14 protein-coding genes are annotated in these 19,844 nt (G+C 35.1%); 7 read left to right on the plus strand and 7 right to left on the minus strand.

Annotation, left to right across the window (positions count from 1 at the left end):
- Positions 1–250 precede the first annotated feature (250 nt).
- From QLS31_RS11340 to QLS31_RS11360, 5 genes are all read left to right on the plus strand, one after another.
- Entirely contained in the window at positions 251–1,390 is a 1,140-nt protein-coding gene (locus tag QLS31_RS11340; protein ID WP_282743955.1) for a pyridoxal phosphate-dependent aminotransferase family protein, read from the plus strand.
- Between the two features lie 55 nt (positions 1,391–1,445).
- Positions 1,446–1,838 (plus strand): GxxExxY protein, encoded by a 393-nt coding sequence (locus QLS31_RS11345; protein WP_282743956.1) that lies wholly within the window; start codon positions 1,446–1,448, stop codon positions 1,836–1,838.
- Positions 1,839–1,893: 55 nt separating this feature from the next.
- Positions 1,894–2,511 (plus strand): dethiobiotin synthase, encoded by a 618-nt coding sequence (bioD, locus tag QLS31_RS11350; RefSeq protein WP_282743957.1) that lies wholly within the window; start codon positions 1,894–1,896, stop codon positions 2,509–2,511.
- Positions 2,512–2,595: 84 nt separating this feature from the next.
- On the plus strand, positions 2,596–3,867 hold the full coding sequence (gene bioA, locus QLS31_RS11355; protein WP_282715643.1) for an adenosylmethionine--8-amino-7-oxononanoate transaminase: 1,272 nt from the start codon (positions 2,596–2,598) through the stop codon (positions 3,865–3,867).
- A 125-nt stretch (positions 3,868–3,992) separates the two neighbouring features.
- Complete coding sequence (locus QLS31_RS11360; protein ID WP_282743958.1) at positions 3,993–5,147, plus strand: beta-ketoacyl synthase N-terminal-like domain-containing protein; 1,155 nt, start codon at positions 3,993–3,995, stop codon at positions 5,145–5,147.
- 14 nt (positions 5,148–5,161) lie between these two features.
- Here the strand turns inward: QLS31_RS11360 and QLS31_RS11365 are convergent, their stop codons facing one another.
- Complete coding sequence (locus QLS31_RS11365; protein WP_282743959.1) at positions 5,162–5,641, minus strand: regulatory protein RecX; 480 nt, start codon at positions 5,639–5,641, stop codon at positions 5,162–5,164.
- 267 nt (positions 5,642–5,908) lie between these two features.
- Between QLS31_RS11365 and QLS31_RS11370 the strand changes: the two genes are divergently transcribed.
- Positions 5,909–9,229 carry a T9SS sorting signal type C domain-containing protein gene (locus QLS31_RS11370; RefSeq protein ID WP_282743960.1) on the plus strand — a complete coding sequence of 1,107 codons (3,321 nt, stop codon included), beginning with the start codon at positions 5,909–5,911 and terminating at the stop codon, positions 9,227–9,229.
- A 232-nt stretch (positions 9,230–9,461) separates the two neighbouring features.
- A complete protein-coding gene (locus tag QLS31_RS11375; RefSeq protein ID WP_282743961.1) occupies positions 9,462–13,319 on the plus strand; it encodes a T9SS sorting signal type C domain-containing protein in 3,858 nt (1,285 codons plus the stop codon).
- A 65-nt stretch (positions 13,320–13,384) separates the two neighbouring features.
- Here the strand turns inward: QLS31_RS11375 and bioB are convergent, their stop codons facing one another.
- The 6 genes from bioB to pth form a co-directional block, all read right to left on the minus strand.
- Complete coding sequence (gene bioB / locus QLS31_RS11380) at positions 13,385–14,470, minus strand: biotin synthase BioB (RefSeq protein WP_099713823.1); 1,086 nt, start codon at positions 14,468–14,470, stop codon at positions 13,385–13,387.
- 65 nt (positions 14,471–14,535) lie between these two features.
- A complete protein-coding gene (locus QLS31_RS11385; RefSeq protein WP_282743962.1) occupies positions 14,536–14,973 on the minus strand; it encodes a hypothetical protein in 438 nt (145 codons plus the stop codon).
- Positions 14,974–15,200: 227 nt separating this feature from the next.
- The gene (locus tag QLS31_RS11390; RefSeq protein WP_282743963.1) at positions 15,201–15,650 is read right to left on the minus strand and encodes a hypothetical protein; all 450 of its coding nucleotides are present in this window, start codon (positions 15,648–15,650) and stop codon (positions 15,201–15,203) included.
- Positions 15,651–15,764: 114 nt separating this feature from the next.
- Positions 15,765–16,706 carry a bifunctional riboflavin kinase/FAD synthetase gene (locus QLS31_RS11395; protein ID WP_282743964.1) on the minus strand — a complete coding sequence of 314 codons (942 nt, stop codon included), beginning with the start codon at positions 16,704–16,706 and terminating at the stop codon, positions 15,765–15,767.
- Positions 16,707–16,804: 98 nt separating this feature from the next.
- Positions 16,805–18,847, minus strand: a complete 2,043-nt coding sequence (locus QLS31_RS11400) for a T9SS type A sorting domain-containing protein (RefSeq protein ID WP_282743965.1) — start codon at positions 18,845–18,847, stop codon at positions 16,805–16,807.
- Positions 18,848–19,000: 153 nt separating this feature from the next.
- Positions 19,001–19,675, minus strand: a complete 675-nt coding sequence (pth, locus tag QLS31_RS11405; RefSeq protein ID WP_282743966.1) for an aminoacyl-tRNA hydrolase — start codon at positions 19,673–19,675, stop codon at positions 19,001–19,003.
- Between the last annotated feature and the right edge of the window lie 169 nt (positions 19,676–19,844).

A 19,844-nucleotide genomic window follows, 5' to 3' on the forward strand; every position in this document is an offset into this window, starting at 1 on the left:
GAAGTCTACAAGACTCTTCACTCCCAAAATTTGCTGTAAAATTGAATAGATTCATCGCTCTTTTTTTATCAAATATAAGCCTTTTATTTAATTATGGGTAATTGCGGACAATCAAAATTATATTTTTATCATTTATGAAATGGGATTCTAAATTAGAATTTATATTTCAAATCTCATTAATTTGAAGAAATCAGCAAACAAAAATGATACAAAATCCATAAACCAAAAAAGATGCTTATTTTTGCTGACTATGAAACATTTTCCAGAAAATTTATCCGCTAAACTTGAAATTAGAAAGCAGAATAATGCTTTGCGAAAATTACCTTTGTCAAGTAAAAAGATTGATTTTTCTTCCAATGATTACTTGGGTTTTTCTCAGTCAGAAATTATTTTTAAGGAGACGCATCAGCATTTAATTACTAATAACATCATTCAAAACGGAGCAACCGGTTCTCGTTTATTATCTGGAAACCATAAACTGTATCAGGAAACAGAAGACTTTATTGCAAAGTTTCACAAATCTGAATCGGCTTTGATTTTTAATTCGGGCTATGATGCCAATGTTGGTTTTTTTAGTGCTGTTCCGCAAAAAAACGACTTGATTTTATACGATGAATTGTGTCATGCTTCTATTCGGGACGGAATTCAACTGTCGAATGCTAAAGCCTATAAATTCAATCACAATGATTTTGAAGATTTAGAAAAATTGATTTTACGGAATCCAAACACCAATATTTATATCGTCACCGAATCTGTTTTTTCTATGGATGGAGATTGTCCAAATCTAGAAGAATTAGTTCAACTTTCGGATAAATATCACTGTTATCTTGTTGTTGATGAAGCGCATGCTTTGGGAGTTTTTGGTATAGAAGGAGAAGGATTCGTGCAAATGTTAGGTTTGCAAAATCATGTTTTTGCCCGCATTATGACTTTCGGAAAAGGGTTGGGTTGTCATGGAGCGGCGATTTTAGGTTCGACTGAATTGAGGGATTATTTAGTAAATTTTGCCCGAAGTTTTATTTATACAACAGGGCTTTCACCCCATTCTGTTGCTACGATTTTGGTTGCATACCAACATTTAAAACAGGATTCGACTTCAATTTTAAAATTAAGAGAAAATATTGTTTTTTTTAATCAGGAAAAAAATATGTTGGGATTAAAGCCGCTTTTTGTCCGAAGCAAATCGGCGATACAATCCGCTATCATTCCAGGAAATGAAAAAGTAAAAGCAATCGCCAACCAACTGCAGGAAAAAGGATTTGATGTGAAAGCAATACTTTCGCCAACTGTTCCCGAAGGGCAGGAACGCTTGCGTTTTTGTTTACACAGTTATAATTCGACGGAAGAAATCTCTGAAGTATTGCGTTTGTTGAGTACTTTTGTTTTTTAGCCACAGATGACACGGATTTAGCGGATTATCACTGATTTTAATTAAAATATATACCATGGGTAATTTATTGCATAGAAATTTGAGTGATACTATTTTGAAAATTTATTTTGAAGTTTATAATGAACTTGGATATGGGTTTCTTGAAAAAGTATATCAAAATGCAATGTATTTTGAGTTGAAATCACAAGGATATAAAGTGGAAGCTCAAAAACAAATTAAAGTATATTATAAAAGCCAATTGGTGGGTGACTATTTTGCTGACTTATTGATTGACGATTCTATTATTCTTGAGCTTAAAGCCTGTGAATGTTTAAAAGACGAGCATAAAGCCCAGCTTTTAAATTATCTAAAGGCAACTGAGGTAGAAATTGGATTGTTATTGAACTTTGGAACAACTCCAGAATTCAAAAGGTCTATTTATACTAATGACAGAAAAAAATTAAAATAAATTTTTAAAAATCCGTGACAATCAGTTAAATCTGTGTCATCCGTGTGCTATTTATATGAAACTATTTATAACAGGAATTGGAACCGATGTTGGTAAAACCATCACATCAGCTATTATTACAGAAGCTTTGCAGGCAGATTATTGGAAACCCATCCAAGCTGGCGATTTAGAAAATTCTGACAGTCATAAAATCAAATGTTTTTTATCTAATGAAAAGACGGTAATTCATCCGAACAGTTATGCTTTGAATACGCCTGCAAGTCCGCATCTCGCTGCTGAATTGGACGGAATTGTTATTGATTTAAAGAAAATTATTGAGCCCAAAAGAGAAAATCATTTGGTTGTTGAAGGTGCTGGTGGTGTTTTTGTTCCGTTGAATTCAAATGATTGTATTATTGATTTGATTCAGTCTGATTATAAGGTAATTGTAGTTTCCCGTCATTATTTAGGAAGTATCAATCATACGTTATTGACGATTGAAGCCTTGCAAAACAGAAAAATCGCAGTCGTGGGAATAGTTTTTTCTGGTGACGAAAATAAAGCAACCGAATCGATTATTTTATCTAAAACGGGAGTAAAATGCATTGGAAGAATTGAGCAAGAACCGTATTTTGATAAAAATGTAATAAAAGAATACGCTGATTTGTTTCGCGAAAAGCTATTGAGTTTATAAAATTAAGAATCAAGAAGAAAGAATCAAGACTTGTTTTTTAGGTTTTTCTCGCTTCTTGTAGCTTGCTTATTTTATCTTTGCAAAATGAATTTAACAGAAAGAGACCGCCAATATCTTTGGCATCCGTATACCCAACATAAAACCGCAGCGTTACCAATTGCCATTAAAAAAGGGAAAGGCGCATTGCTTTGGGATGAAAATGAGAAGGAATATATTGATGCAATCGCTTCGTGGTGGGTCAATCCTTATGGACATTCGAACACCTTTATTGCCGATGCGATTTACAAACAACTCACTACATTAGAGCATGTTTTGTTTGGTGGATTTACACACGAACCCGCTATTTTGGTAGCCGAGAAGTTGATGGAAATCTTACCAAAAAACCAACAGAAAATATTCTTTTCGGATAATGGATCTACAGCAGTTGAAGTGGCAATTAAAGTGGCGCTACAATATTTTTTCAATAAAGGAGAAAAGAGAACTACGATAATCGCTTTCGAAAATGCTTTTCACGGCGATACTTTTGCAGCCATGGCAGCGAGCGGAATTTCATTTTATACACAAGCTTTTCAAGGAATGTTTATTGATGTGGTGCGGATTCCGGTTCCGGTTAAAGGACGGGAGCAAGAAAGTTATGATGCGTTACAATCCGTTATAAAAAACAACAATTGTGCGGGTTTTATTTTTGAGCCATTGGTTCAAGGAGCCGCAGGAATGGTGATGTACGAGCCGGAATCGTTAGATATATTGATGCGAATTTGTCAGGAGAATAATGTGCTAACCATTGCTGACGAGGTGATGACCGGCTTTGGAAAAACAGGAAAAACTTTTGCAACGGATTATTTGGTTGAGAAACCAGATATGATGTGTCTGTCCAAAGCGTTGACAGGAGGAACTATTCCCATGGCGATTACGACTTTTACTCAGGATTTATTCGATGCTTTTTATGATGACGATATCAATAAAGCACTGTTTCATGGACACACATTTACAGCAAATCCTACAGGCTGTGCGGCGGCTTTGGCCAGTTTAGAATTGTTGCGAACCAATGAAATGCAAGCGAATATAATTCGTGTTAATCAAAATCATTTGGATTTTCAGGAGCGAATTAAAAATCACCCAAAAGTTGTTACAACACGAGTGCTGGGAGTCATTTTTGCATTAGAAATAAAAACCGAAAGTTCAGCCAGTTATTATGGAACATTGCGTAATAAACTCTATGATTTTTTTATCGAAAATGGAGTAATTCTGCGTCCTGTTGGTAATATTGTCTACATTTTACCTCCCTACATTATTACCGATGAACAATTAGAAAAAGTATATCAAGTGGTCGAAAATGCTTTAGAAATAGTTTAATTATTAAGCCACAGATTAAAAAAATCAGTTTTTATCTGTGAGAATTCGTGCCATCGGTGTGCTATTTTTTCACTGATAGAATGTAGAATGTAAATAACTTTGCGACCTTTGCCAAAAAAAATATCTTGTCAACAATAATCTCCATAACAGCCATAGCTTCCATTTCGCCTTTAGGAAATACTCCTGAGGCTATTTGGGAAAATTATCTTAATGAAAATCATTGTTTTACGGAACATATTTTAGACCATAAAAAAACCTTTGTAGCGGCTTTAGACGCTAATTCAGAGCAAGTTGTTGGCGCTTTGCGAGAATCAGATAACAAATATAAATCCTTAGATAAATCGGTTTTGTATGCCATGGCGGCTTCGCGAAAAGCAATGCAAAATGCGGGTTGGACACAAAAAGATATTTTTGGGATTAATATTGGTTCGTCTCGTGGTGCAACAGATCTATTCGAAAAGCACTATCAAGATTATTTACAAACTGGAAAAGCACAAACTCTAGCTTCTCCAACGACCACTTTGGGAAATATTTCCTCTTGGGTTGCTCATGATTTACAAAGTTCTGGCCCGGAAATATCTCATTCCATTACGTGTTCCACTGCTTTGCATGCAGTATTAAATGGAGTGGCTTGGCTTCGAGCAGGAATGGCTGATAAATTTCTGGTTGGCGGCAGTGAAGCGCCATTGACTGATTTTACGATTGCCCAAATGCGGGCGTTGAAAATTTATTCGAATAGTACAGAAACATACCCGAATCGTGCGCTTGATTTAGAAAAGAAACAAAGCACCATGATTCTTGGCGAAGGTGCCGGCGTGTGTTGTCTCGAAATAGGGAAAAAAGAAAATGCCTTGGCTTATATAGAAGGAATTGGTTATGCTACGGAAATTCTAGAACATAATATTTCTATTTCGGCGGAAGCAACTTGTTTCCAAAAATCAATGAAAATGGCATTGGAAAACACTGATTTATCCGAAGTTGATGTTATTGTGATGCATGCTCCGGGAACTATAAAAGGCGATTTGACGGAGTATAAAGCGATAGAAACAGTTTTTGGCGAAAGCCTTCCTTTATTGACTACCAATAAATGGAAAATTGGTCACACTTTTGGTGCATCGGGGATATTGAGTATGGAACTCGCTATTTTGATGATGCAAAACAACAGATTTATCGGAGTTCCTTTTGCGGAAGCGCAATTACAAACAAAACCGATTAAAAAAGTACTGATTAATGCCGTTGGTTTTGGTGGAAATGCGGTGAGTGTTCTTTTAAATTTGTAATTTTTTGTGCTTATTTATAGTTTTTGTAAATTTTCTAATTCTTTTGCTTTTTCGAAAATCAAATTGCTTTCGAATCCTCTGCGCAGTAAATAGTCACAGAATTTTTTTCGTTTTTTTAATAGATTCGTTTCTTTTATGGATTCCCAATTTCTGTCGGCAAGGGTATGAAAAGTGGATAAATATTCCTCAGTAGAGATTTCTTTGAGGGCAATATTTATGAGAGTTTGTGTTATTTTTTTTGCTTTTAATTCATTGACAATCCTAATTTTTCCCCAATGTTTGATACGGTGCTTTCCTCTAGCAAAACTCTGTGCAAAACGTTCTTCATTAAGAAAATTATCACTTATAAGATGAACCATAATCGTGTCAATTTCATCAGCGTCCATTTTCATGCTCCTTAGTTTTTGTACTACTTCTTCGTGACAGCGTTCTTGATAGGCGCAATAATGCTCTATTTTATGGATGGCTTCTTTTATGGAAAAAACTAGGTTCATGATTTAATTTTAAGTTGGAAATTTAAGTATTTATAATTGGAAAAATGAAATTGTTTAGTATGAAAAATATTAGTTTTATTTATGGGATCCTGCAAAACGATTTAAAAATCAAGAGCTTATTTATTACTTATAGGTTTTTTTTAAATTGTGTTTTAACGAATAAAAAGGTATGTTGGTGATTTTATTATGTCTCTTGAATTTATTTTAATAGGTTTGAATAACCTACAATAATAATATATTTTGAACCCAAATCGATGAATTACTATTATGAAAATACTTTTACATAAATGCTTTCATTTAATTTTCGTAACGACAACTTTCTTTTGCTTTAATTCTCTTTATGGACAATGCCCTGCAACTGGATCTTATAATATAAGTTCAAGCCAAAATTGGAATAGTATAGCTGGGATGGGAACTTGTAATTCCTCATTGGTAACGCCTAATAGTTCCTTTGTTGGAAATGTATCTATTAATTACTCTGGAGCGAATAACAGTTTAAATTTCAATGTTAATAACCTTACTATCAACGGAAATTTAGTTATCACTAGCACATCAAATGGGAATGTTTTCAATATTGCAGCTAACACCACGATTACCATTATCGGAAATTTAGGTGATGCTGCTAATAATAATATTCAATATTTTTTACAACCGGGTGCAGTTTTAATAGTTACCGGAACCATTTATGGAAAAAATGATAACACAGTTGGAGGTACAGGCGGAACGTTATCCGCTGGCAATTTAGACTTCCAAGGGGATTTCAATTGTGCTCTTGGCGGGTGTCCTGTTATAAATACGAGTACGTGTTCAAATGATGGTACAGTTTGTACTACGAATAATAATACACAAATATGCACCACTAATTACGGAGGAGTGGTTAATAGTGATCAAGCATCATGTTTAGGTTTTGATCCCGCTCCCATAACTGCTAGCGGTTTTTCAGGAAGAATACTTCGTTGGGAGACAAGTAATAACGGTACTACGTGGACTGGAATCAATAGCGTTAGTGCTACTTATGACCCACCAGCAATAACTAGCACTACTTTTTATAGAGTAGTTATATTGAATACAATTTCTGGCTCATGTATTTCCTATTCAACGGTTGCGAGAGCATTAGTGGGTTCTAATACTGTTGGAACTCCTTCTGTTTCGCCTACAGTATGCGTTGGTACACTTTTACCTCAGATTACACATGCAACTACTGGAGCTATAGGAATTGCTAATAATGGCATTTCGGGGGCAAATGGACTTCCAGCTGGAGTAAATGCAGTTTGGGCAGCAAATTCAATTACAATTAGCGGAACTCCTACTGCGTCAGGAACGTTCAATTATAGTATTCCATTAACCGGAGGATGCGGAACAGCTTTAAATGCTACTGGTACTATAGTTGTAACTTCAAGTAAAACAGTTAGTGTGGCATCTTCGAATCCTATTGTATGTATTGGGTCGCTTTTGGCTAATATTAACCATACAACAGTTGGCGCTACAGGAATTGCGGGTAATGGTCTTTCAGGCGCTAATGGTCTTCCTTCTGGAGTAAACGCGGTTTGGTCAGGAAATATAATTACAATTAGTGGAACTCCCACTGAATCAGGTTTATTTAATTATAGTATTCCTTTATTAGGAGGCTGTGGTACAGTGAATGCGACAGGAACAATAACAGTTAATGTAAACCTTGCTACGAGCGTAAGTATAATAGCATCACCATCAGGTATAATTTGTCCAGGGACGAGTGTGACATTTACCGCAATACCAACAAACGGAGGAATACCTACCTACCAATGGCAAAATGGTGGAGTTGATATACTAGGAGCTACCAATCCTACATATACTTCGACAACGCTTTTAAATAACGATGTGATTACAGTAAGAATGATTTCTAATGCAGGTTGTGCGTCAACTTTACCAGTTTTATCAAATGCGGTAGCAATTACTTTTCAGATAAACAGATGGAATGGGACAGCGTGGTCAACTGGTTTACCACCAATAATTTCAGAACAAATTATTTTTGAAGGGAATTTTAATCAGAATGTTGATTTATTAGGTTGCTCTTGTTTAGTGACAGGGACTGCAGCCGTTACAATTAGAGAAAATAGAACCTTATTTATCACTAACGGAGTTTCAGTTTCAGGTAGTGCGTCATTAATATTTGAGAACAATGCAAGTTTAGTTCAGGATAATAATAGTGCATTGAACGTTGGAAATATACAATACAAACGTCGAACAAATATTATCAGCAAATTTGACTATACGTACTGGTCTTCTCCTGTTTTTAATCAAAGACTATTAAATATATCTCCTAATACATTGTTTGATAAGTTTTTTTCCTTTAATGCAAGTACAAATAATTGGCAACAAGAGAGTACGGCTAATTCAATGTTAGTGGGGAAGGGGTACATTATTCGAGGTCCCCAGTTTTTCCCGTCACCAAATCCGCCATCTGGGATACACGAAGCTACTTTTACGGGGCTTGCAAATAACGGTACTATTGGAATTGCAATTCCGTTTATAAGTTCTGAAACATCAAATCTTATAGGGAATCCATATCCTTCGGCTATAGATGCTGACTTGTTTTTAGCTGCGAATAATTTAATTTTAGATGGGACACTTTATTTTTGGACACATAACTCACCGCCAAGTAATGCTGTTCCGGGTGATGCAATCTATAATTATACTTCTAATGACTATGCTTCTTATAACGGTGTTGGGGGTGTGGCAACATTACCTGCTTTGAGCGGAGGGGTAACTCCATCGGGAAAAATTGCAGTAGGACAAGCTTTTTTTGCAACAGGTATAGCTGCTGGTACAGCGGTATTTAACAACGGTATGCGCGTCTCTGGTGGTGCTTTAGGACTGAGTAATTCTCAGTTTTTTAAGACAAATAATGCAAAGTCAAAAGTGACTAACTCAGTCGAGAAACACCGTATTTGGCTTAATTTAACCAACACACAAGGAGCTTTCAAACAAACTTTGCTTGGCTATGTTACAAATGCTACTAATGGATTAGATAAGGCTTTTGACGGGCAGAGTTTTGATGGAAATCAGTTTGTTGATTTTTATAGTGTCAATGATGATAAAAACTTAACCATACAGGGTAGAGCCTTGCCATTTGATAAAAATGATGAGGTACTATTAGGTTACAGTTCTACAATTGCAGGGACTTTCTCAATAAGTATTGATCAAGTGGATGGAATACTAACTTCTGAAGATGTTTTTATCGAAGATAAAATGACTAATAGTGTTAAAAATCTAAAACAAGGAGCTTATAGTTTTTCAACTGGAGCAGGAGCTTTCAATGATCGTTTTGTATTGCGTTTTACAGAAAAAACGTTAGGAACTGACAATGTTGGTGAATTTGATAATTCAGTTTTAATTTCTAAAGATAAAAATGAATTAAAAATAAAATCGGAGCTTGAAAGTATAAAACGAATCACAGTCTTTGATTTACTTGGAAGAAAAATATTTGATAAAGAAGCTGTAAATAGTAATGAATTCCGCACGTCAAATATTACTTTGAATAAACAATTAGTAGTTGTCAAAGTGATATTAGCCAATGGAAAAGAAATCTCTAAAAAAGTTATTTATTAGAATAATAGAATAATTTCATAACCGTATTTAAAAATCCCATTCTGTTTGTTCAGGATGGGATTTTTTTTTGCAACAATAAAAGCAAAAATATTTCTTGATTTAGGCTAAATATCACTAAATGTGGGTATTGTGTAAGGGAGTCATTGTGTTTACATTTATAGATGTTATTAACCAAAGTTGAAATTATGAGTCGTATCAAGATTCATAATAGCGGCCTAAATCCAATCTAAATTTGAAAACAATATTAGTTTACTTTGCTATAGTATTTGGTCTTTTGTTTCAAAATAAGGCATATTCTCAACAAGGAAAATCAGATGCAACATTTAATGTTTATGATGACGGTTTGCAAGGGGATGGTTTTGATAATACTGTTAGAACGGTCTCTTTGCAAGCAGATAGTAAACTGATTGTAGGAGGTGATTATTTGAATTTTAACGGTGCAATAACTCCGTATTTATGTAGGTTATTTCAAGATGGGTCTAAGGATACTTCCTTTAATTTAGGCACAAGTTTTAATGGTAAAGTGTATTGTTCTTTAATACAGCCTGACGGCAAGATAATTTTAGGAGGTTCCTTTACAACCTTTAATGGAATAAGTGCAAACCGATTAATTAGATTGAATAGTGATGGCTCCATTGATGCTACATTCAATACTCTGGTAGCTGCAAGTAGTGGAATTGTGTATGGACTAGCTTTGCAAACTAATGGGAGCGTGGTTGTTGTAGGTAGCTTTACTAAATACAATGGAATCACAGCTAATCGAGTAGCCCGAATTTTACCTAATGGGAATTTAGACGCTGGCTTTATCACTGGATCCGCGGCTAATGGAGTAGTGGAAGAAGTTCAAATTCAGCCTGATGGAAAGATAATTTTAGCAGGTTCATTTGATTCTTTCAATGGAATTAGTAGCAGTAAAATTATCAGATTAAATGCGGATGGGAGTGCCGATACTTCATTTGTGATTGGTTTCGGTTTTAATGCTAGTGTTTCGGCTCTTGCTTTGCAACCTGATGGGAAAATTATTGCAGGCGGGGATTTTGTAACCTATAACGGAATTATAGCAAATAAAATAGTTCGTCTGAATATTGATGGTTCTATTGATGCCAGTTTTCTCCCTGGCTTGGGATTTAATACTGGTGTTGTAGAGGTTATTAAACTAAATTCGGCTGGAGCTATTATGGTTGGAGGTTCTTTTACGGGTACTTATAATGGAGTCGATGTAAATCGATTGACGTTTTTGAGTTCTAATGGAGTTTTAGACCCAGTATTTGATATTGGTGCAGGCCCATTTTCTGCATCAGTTTTGGATGTTGCTAATGCATCTGATGGTTCTTGGTATGTAGCAGGTTCTTTCTCGATTTTTGATTCACAAAATCAAGGGAGATTGGCTAAAGTTGATCCTGTCGGAGCTTTGGATATTGGGTATCTTACCGCTGGTGTAGGTTTTGATAATTCAGTTTTGAAAGTGCTTTCCTTATCAGATAACAAAACAATGGCATTTGGTAGTTTTACGAAATTCAACGGAACAATTTGTAATAGAGTTTCACGTTTGTTGGAAGATGGTGCAATTGATTCTTCATTTAATACATCTGGTGCTGGTGCAAATAATACTATTAGAAGTGCAATCATACAAACGGATAATAAAATTGTTTTAGCAGGAGTTTTTACAACTTACAATGGTGTACTGGTAAACAGAATAACCAGAATTCTTCCTGACGGACTTTTAGATCCCACTTTTATCACGGGATTAGGCTCAAATAATCAAATCTATGCGCTCGCATTGCAGCCAGACGGGAAAATAATTATTGCTGGGAATTTCACAAGTTATAATGGGGTTTTGGTGAATAGAATTGCCCGATTATTGCCCAATGGAATTCTTGATCTCACTTTCAATACAGGTTTAGGTGCTGACGCTATAGTAGAAGCGGTCTTGTTGCAACCGGATGGAAAAATAGTTTTAGGGGGACGTTTTGCTACTTTTAATGGAGTTTCTTATAATCGAATGATTCGTTTGAATACTGACGGAAGTATTGATTCCGGTTTTTCTGTTGGCATTGGCTTTGATAAAAATGTATATGCAATTGCCTTACAATCTGATAATAAATTGATTGTTGGAGGAACATTTCTAAGCTACGGAGGTGCTTCCGCAAAAAGAATCCTGATGCTGAATAGCAACGGGAGTCTCGATACCACTTTTACATCAGGAGCAGGTTTTAGTAATGGAGAGATTAGAACTATTTTGGTCCAGCCGGATGACCGGGTTTTACTTGGCGGAACTTTCTCAGGCACTTATAATGGAATTGCTGTAAAACGAATGCTGAGATTGCTTTCTTCGGGAGTTTATGATACTACCTTTTCCGTAAACTTAAACGGTACGCTGTTTAGCACTTGCTTTACGCCAAATAATAAAGTAATTATTGGAGGAAGTTTCAATTCTGTTTCTGGAATAACAAAGCATCGTGTTGCCCGAATTAAACTGTGTACAAATAGTTCTGTATGGAACGGGATTGCATGGAGTAATGGGCTGCCATCAGTTGAAAGAACACTAATTTTCAATGGTAATTACTCCTCACTTGCTTCCGTAAATTCCTGTTCTTGTTCAATTAGTTTGGGAAATACGGTTATTGTTCCAGACGGAAATACTTTGGGATTAGTTTTTGATTATTCGGGATTAGGCACGTTGATTCTAGAAAACAATGCGGCACTTTATCAATCCGAGGATCAGGTCAACAATACTGGAATTATTCAGTTAAAAAGAAAAACGACACCAATCCTGAAAACAGATTATACGTATTGGTCTTCTCCGGTTTTAAATCAAAAATTGATTGATGTGTCTCCAAATACACCTTCAGACAAGTTTTATTCTTTTGATGCTTCATCAGATTCATGGTTCAATGAGCTTTCAACAACTGCAATGACGGTTGGTAAAGGATATATTATCCGTGGTCCGGAATCTTTTTCGGGTGCAGTTAAAGAGTATCATGAAGCAGTGTTTGTTGGTGTTCCTAACAATGGATTGGTGTCAATTCCAGTTGGTGCTACAGATACGTCGAATCTTATTGGAAACCCATATCCTTCAGCGATTGATGCCAATTTATTTATCAATGCAAATAATGGAATTTTAGAAGGAACCATTTACTTCTGGACGCATAATACTGCGATTAATAATAATGTATATACTTCGGATGATTATGCGGTTTATAATTCATTAGGAGGTGTTGGTACGAGTGCGTCTTTGAGTTTAGGCGTTAATAATACAAAGCCAGATGGCAAAATTGCTTCTGCTCAAGCTTTTTTTGTCACTGCTATCAATGGTGGTGGAATTGTAAAATTCAATAATAGTATGCGAATGATTGGGCAGAATTCAAGTTTTTTTAAATTAAATACGACCAAAAAAGCAAAAACAAATGAGATAGAGAGACATCGCATTTGGTTGGATTTATATAATAGTGAAGGCGCTTTCAAACAAATATTACTGGGTTATGCAACCGGGGCGACTGATGATTTTGATAATTCTTTTGATGGTGAAAGTTTTAATGGCAATGGATATTTAGACTTTTACAGTATTATTCAAGATAAGAATTTGGCAATTCAAGGCAGGGCTTTACCATTTGAAGAAACTGACGAAGTTAAATTAGGGTTTACTACTACGATAGCGGGTTCTTTTACGATTAAAATCGATCAAGCGGATGAATTACTAGCGCGCCAAAATGTTTTTGTTGAGGATAAATTCAACAACAATATTATTAATTTAAAGAATGAAAATCTAACTTTTAATACTGCTGTGGGGATTTTTAATGATCGTTTTGTATTGCGTTTTACCGATAAGACTTTGGCTTTGAATGAACTTGAAAAAGATAAAGAATCAGTTTTAGTGTTCAATGATAATAAACAATTACAGGTGAATTCTACTAAAGAGTTCATCGATGAAATTTCAATATATGATTTGGCTGGAAGAAAAATATATCAAAGGAATAATATAAATGATATTGATTTCTCGTTACTTAATTTGGTGTCGAATCATCAGGCATTAGTGATAAATATAGTTTTACAAAATGGTCATTCAGTTGTGAGAAAGGTAGTTTATTAAAATATTGGCATAAAAAAACCATCTGTTTAAAAACAGATGGTTTTTGTGTTAATTTGAATCGATATTTATTTTTCTTTACCGGATGCTTCAAGATTTCTCTCAATAGTATGCCCTGGTCTTGACCATTTTGGTTTTTCTCCCAATGGTGCAAATTGAGAATCTTCAGCTTCAACGGTTTGTGGCTGAGAAACTTTTGTAAATGGTTTTTGTGGATTTAAACCTAACATTTCAAACATTTTCATGTCTTCATTTACATCTGGATTTGGTGTAGTAAGTAATTTATCTCCTGCAAAAATAGAATTGGCACCAGCAAAGAAACACATGGCTTGACCTTCGCGGCTCATATTCATTCTTCCGGCTGATAAACGTACTTGAGTTTCAGGCATGATAATTCTCGTGGTGGCTACCATTCGAATCATTTCCCAGATTTCTACCGGTTTTTCTTCTTCCATCGGAGTTCCTTCAACAGCTACCAATGCATTGATTGGCACAGATTCAGGTTGTGGGTTTAATGTAGAAAGTGCTACAAGCATTCCTGCTCTGTCTTCGATGCTTTCCCCCATGCCAATTATTCCTCCGCTACAAACAGTAACATTCGTTTTACGAACATTCTCTATGGTTTGCAAACGGTCTTCAAATCCGCGTGTTGAAATTACTTCTTTATAATATTCTTCGGAAGTGTCTAAATTGTGGTTGTAGGCATATAAACCTGCTTCTGCCAATCGGTGTGCTTGGTTTTCAGTAATCATTCCAAGGGTACAGCACACTTCCATATCCAGTTTGTTTATGGTACGGACCATTTCAAGCACTTGGTCAAATTCAGGGCCGTCTTTTACGTTTCTCCAAGCTGCTCCCATGCATACACGTGAAGATCCGCTAGATTTTGCTCGTAAAGCTTGCGCTTTCACTTGGCTAACTGACATTAAATCATTGCCTTCAATTTCAGTATGGTATCTTGCTGCTTGCGGACAATAGCCACAATCCTCAGGACATCCACCAGTTTTTATGGATAATAATGTCGAAACCTGTACCACATTAGGGTCGTGGTGTTCTCTATGTATAGAAGCTGCTTCAAAAAGCAAATCCATCATAGGTTTATTATATATTGCGATAATTTCGTCTTTCGTCCAATTGTGTTTTGTAATACTCATCGATGCGATTTTTTGATGGACCAAAAGTAGTTAAATTGTTCTAAAGAAGCAATGCAATAGCTAAGTTAATCAGTTATATGACGGTTGTTCCAATATAACATTAGCAACATAGTAACAATTACTGAAGAGGCGATTCCTTCAAAAAGTAAGCAAATCGAATAAGTATTTACCGAAGGGTTTCCGCCAAATAAAAAAGTCATTGGTAAGGATTTTACATAGGCGTCTCCTCCATTCATGTAGCTGTAAGTGACTAATCCTATGATGCTTAAAAAGACACCTATTAGTGAAGTAATCATTGCCGAAACAGCATTGTCAACAAAGTTTTTTTTACCTTCATTGATGTTCATTTCAATTGTTCTGTTGACACCGTAAAACACAAAAAACACATTCAAAAGACGCAAATAAAACAAATCAGCATAGCCGAGTGCATTCATGAGTAAAAAATATGCTCCAATTCCCATGAAAATAATTCCCCCGTTTAATAACTCTTTTGGTAGTTTCATACGATTCGTTTTTAAAAATTAAAAAACAAACTTCATTATGCAATAGAATAGAGATGTGAAGTGAAAAGTAGTATTCTTTTTTGAAATCTATTGCTATATAATGGTGTTATTTATCGTTTTTCGATAAATACTTTTGGTGTGTTTTCAGTGAAATATTTGTTCTGTATTCTTTTATTACAGCTATGAATTATTTCTTCTTGAAAGTTCTAAAAGTAAAATAGATTCAATCAATTTTGGTGTTTGTCTGAAGCGTAACGGGTGTCCCAATACAGCATTAGCATGAATGTAACAATTACGGCCGATACTATTCCTTCAAATAACAAGGAAATAGAATAGGTCATCACGGATGGATCTCCTCCAAATAAAAAGGTTTTTGACAATGAGCTTACATAAGCATCGCCTCCCTTTGAAAAGCTGTAAATTATCAGTCCAATGATACTTAAAAATATTCCTGTAAGGGAAGTGATTAATGCTGAAACAGCATTGGAAACCAATATAGTTTTACCTTCAGCAAAATTTGATTTTAAGGTTCTTTGGGTTCCATAAAATACAAACAGCACATTAATCAGACGTAAATAATATAAATCAGCAAGACCTAAAGCCTCCATTAATAAGAAATAAAGTCCAATTCCAATGAAAATAATAAATCCGTTCAATAATTCTTTCGGTAGTTTCATATGGCCAGTTTTAAAATTTAAAAATCACACCTTTATGATAAACAGTATATTACAATCAAATTTACAGAAAAAATAGCAATGTTTTATGAAAATATAAAAGATTTTTATTCAGAATTAAAATTTATTTAAGAACGCGAGTGCCGTTTTTTTGTCTTTCTCAAGTTGTTCTTTTAGGAGGTCAACAGATTCAAATTTTTGTTCTGAACGAATCCGCTGCAGTATTGAAACGCTAATTTTTTGATTGTATAAATCAGCATTAAAGTCAAAATAATGAATTTCAATAGATTGTTTTTGTCCATTAACAGTAGGATTGAATCCAATGTTCATCATTCCAAAAACGTTTTGTCCATCAATTATGCTTTTTACAATATAAACTCCGTTTTGCGGAATCAGTTTGTAATTTTCTTCGATTTTTAAGTTGGCAGTAGGAAAACCGATTGTTCTTCCTAATTGTTTTCCTTGGATAATACTTCCGGTTAGAAAGTAATTGTATCCTAAATAATCATTGGCCAAAGCCATATCACCTTCTAATAGCGCATTTCTGATTTTTGTAGAGCTTACTGAAATGTCATTGATTTCCTGAACTGATATTTGTTCTACTTCAAAACCATATTCTTTTCCATAAGCGATAAGATCATCAATGTTAGCCGTTCGATTTCTTCCAAATCGATGGTCGTGACCAATAACTATTTTTTGGATATGAAATCGATCAACAAGAATGTTACTCACAAATTCTTCGGCGGTTAGTCTAGAAAAAGCTTCGTCAAAAGGATGGATAACAAGGTTTTCAATACCAATCTTTTCTAGCAAATCTATTTTTTCGTCTATGGTATTGAGTAGTTTTATGTCAGAATGCTCTTGTAAGACCATTCTGGGATGAGGGAAAAAAGTAAGAACTAAGCTTTCGTATTTTTGATTTTCAGTCCCGACGCTTCGGGATTGGGTTAATTTTTTCAGGATTTTTTTATGCCCAATGTGTACTCCGTCAAAAGTGCCTAAGGTTAGAATCGTTTTTTTTGTGGAGCTGAAATCGTTTATAGAATGGAAAATCTTCAAAGCAAGTGTTTTATAATAGTGCAAATTTAAGGTATCCAATTGATATAACTAAAAAAGGATTGAAAACTTCAATCCTTTTTTAGCTCATTTTATGTTTTTTATTTTTTAATAAACCGAATTGTATTGGTTTCGGATTGATTTTTCGATAATTTTAAAAAATAAATGCCTTGCGATAAATTAGAAACATTTACACTAAGGTCTTCTGCTGATTCGATTTTTTTCGATTTTATTATTTGACCTAAGCTGTTAATAATAGTGTAAGCTTTGGGAGCGTCTAATTTATTTTCAACAACGATATTCAATAAGTTAGAGGTTGGATTTGGATAGAGATAAACTGAATTTAAGTTTTTAACGTCATTAGTTGCTAGTGAATTGATGCTGAACTTAGTTGTATCACCAGCTCCAAACTCATTTCCTGATGCAATAACCTCACCAGTCGGAGTATTTAAAACATAAGATCCCGCTCCGTATTTACAACAAATACCATCGTCTTGACTGTCAAATATTGAAAAAGTGTAACAGTCATTACTAGCAAGGTTAAAACTGGTCGTTATTAGTGCTGGCAATGGTCCAGTTTTACTATCGGTATCCGTGTACGGTCCGCCTTCATACAATATTACTCCTGCGGTGTTTGTTAGTTTCCATGTAGTTTCTGAGCCGTAATGGTCAAGTTGCAGGGAGAAATTTATGGTATTAGACGAGTAGTTTACATTGTCTGCAATCTCAAAATTAATTGTACTACTGTTATTAGAAGCGTTTTGATCAGTCGTTCCATTTACACTAGTTATGGTGGAGCTAAAATTATGGCTCCCTACGGTAGTAGTTAAGCTGCTTAAAGTAATGTCTTGTGATTGATTATTGGCAAGATTACCAGTCCAGTTATAAGTTTGTAAGTTTTGATTATCAATGCCATATTGAATGGACGCTTGTGTTAAAGGTGAGGTTCCTTTATTTGTGATTTTTACGACTGGCGAGAAATTTTTACTGCAGTTAATATTTAGAGTTACAATCATAGTCGAGGCATCATTGGCAAAAGTGTCTCCCGGAACAAGCGCATCAGAAGTTTTTAACGAAACTCGTCTTGTGGAATTGTTCATAACGGTTATCATACGAGTTTTTTGGTCTGCTGTGAATATGTTCATGCAGGCATCATTCGTATAATCCATGTAATTCTCAATCATATCAAGCCCTAGAGAGGCGGGACAGGAATCAACTCCTACCGGACATCCTTCATTTTCTTTTCCTGCATTTGGAGTGTCCGCACAAAAATCATCTACAGTACAATCTCCGTCTCCCCAAATATGTCTTAGTCCGAGCCAATGTCCTACTTCGTGTGAGGCAGTTCGGCCTTTGTCGTAATCGGTCGCATATGTTCCTCCTGGGAAGTAGCTTGATGAGCCAAAAAAGGCATAACCAATAACCACACCATCGGTATTAGCTGGACCTTCGTTAGCATTTATTCCCGGTAAGCCTGATGCGTTTGGAAATTGTGCATATCCTAAAAGATTATTCCCCGTGAATTTAACGACCCAAATATTAAGATATTTTTCAGGATTCCATTGTGTCTGAGGTTTTACAATAGCATCAATCTCATCAGTTGACCAGCTTTCTTTTCCTAAGTCTACACGGTTTATTCCATTTGATAAAATTCCCGAAGGATCCCGTTTTGCAAGCGCGAATTCAATTTCAACATCGGCTCCAACAGGATTGGTGTTAAAACCTGGAGTTCCTGATTTTTTTCTAAAATCTTCGTTCAGTACTTGAATTTGCGAGATTACTTGTTGGTCAAATATGTTTTCTTCGGAACCTATCAGGTTTCCATTATGAATAACGTGAACTACAACCGGAATTGTTATGACAGCGTTTTGTCTTAATCCTTTAGAGGTGTTTTTTATTTTTTCTTTTTCAATTGTAATTTTTGGAGCAATCCATTGTTCAAATTCAGAAGTAGATAGTCTATTCGGATTTTTGGACTTCAAATACTCTTCGTATTCTGTAGTTGCGCAACGAATGAAAGAACCTTGTTTGATGATTTTCTTTTTACCAAAAAGGATGACTTCAGTTGAATTAGTTACTTGAGCAAACGAATAATTGGCTGAAAAAAAAAGAAAGAGTAGGAGTATAAAAGTAATTTTTTTCATGTTATAAGCTCGTTGGTTTTTATCTAAAAAATTTTGATATAAGAGGTCAATTTTTCTGATAATTAATAAAGATGCATTAAAATTAATTATTATTATCGTGTAATACAAATTAATTCAAAATCCATTTGATTAATGGTCAGGAATGTACCGATTTTATTTCCCGTTAAATGTGGTCATGGTATTTTCCAGCCCTGCGGCTCCAAATGATTTTATAATCTCCGAGGCCAGTTCTAATCGTTCAGGAAGTGCCAGTTTCTCTGCGTCATCCCATTCGCCAAGAACATAGTCAACTTGTTTTCCTTTTTTGAATTCGTCGCTGATTCCAAAACGGAATCTAGTGTAGTTTTGCGTGTTCAGGACCAGATTGATGTTCTTTAACCCGTTGTGTCCGCCATCACTTCCTTTCGGTTTAATGCGGATGGTTCCAAAGGAAAGATTCAAATCATCGGTAACCACAAAAATATTTTCCAAAGGGATATTTTCTTTATCCATCCAATATTTCACTGCTTTTCCGCTCAAATTCATGTACGTGTTTGGTTTTAAAAGAAAAAAAGTTTTCCCTTTAAATTTGTATTGAGCAAGGGAACCCAGTTTTACAGTTTCGAAAGAAATCCCTTCTTTACGAGCCAAAAAATCCACTACTTTAAATCCGATGTTGTGTCGTGTGTTTACATATTCGGCACCAATGTTACCGAGTCCAACTATTAAAAATTTATTACTCACGCTTTCTATATTGTTTTTTTGGTGTTTGTGAACCTCTGGTTTCATACAATCCGTATTGTCATCTGTGTTTGTTGATGAGAATAAATTTGAAATCCATTTTATCATGTTGCAAAAATAAACTTAATTAGAGTATTGGACTATTAGATTTTAGAAAATCGTTAAGGAGAGCATAATATTTCTGGATAGCCCTGATGGGAGTGGAAATCCTTTTTATCCTGAAACTTGTTTCTGGATAAAAAGATTGTAACATACAGCAGGAGAAGAGTTGTTGTGA

Origin of the sequence: Flavobacterium sp. XS2P24 (assembly GCF_030010285.1) — a bacterium.
Taxonomy (GTDB): Bacteria; Bacteroidota; Bacteroidia; order Flavobacteriales; family Flavobacteriaceae; genus Flavobacterium; species Flavobacterium algoritolerans.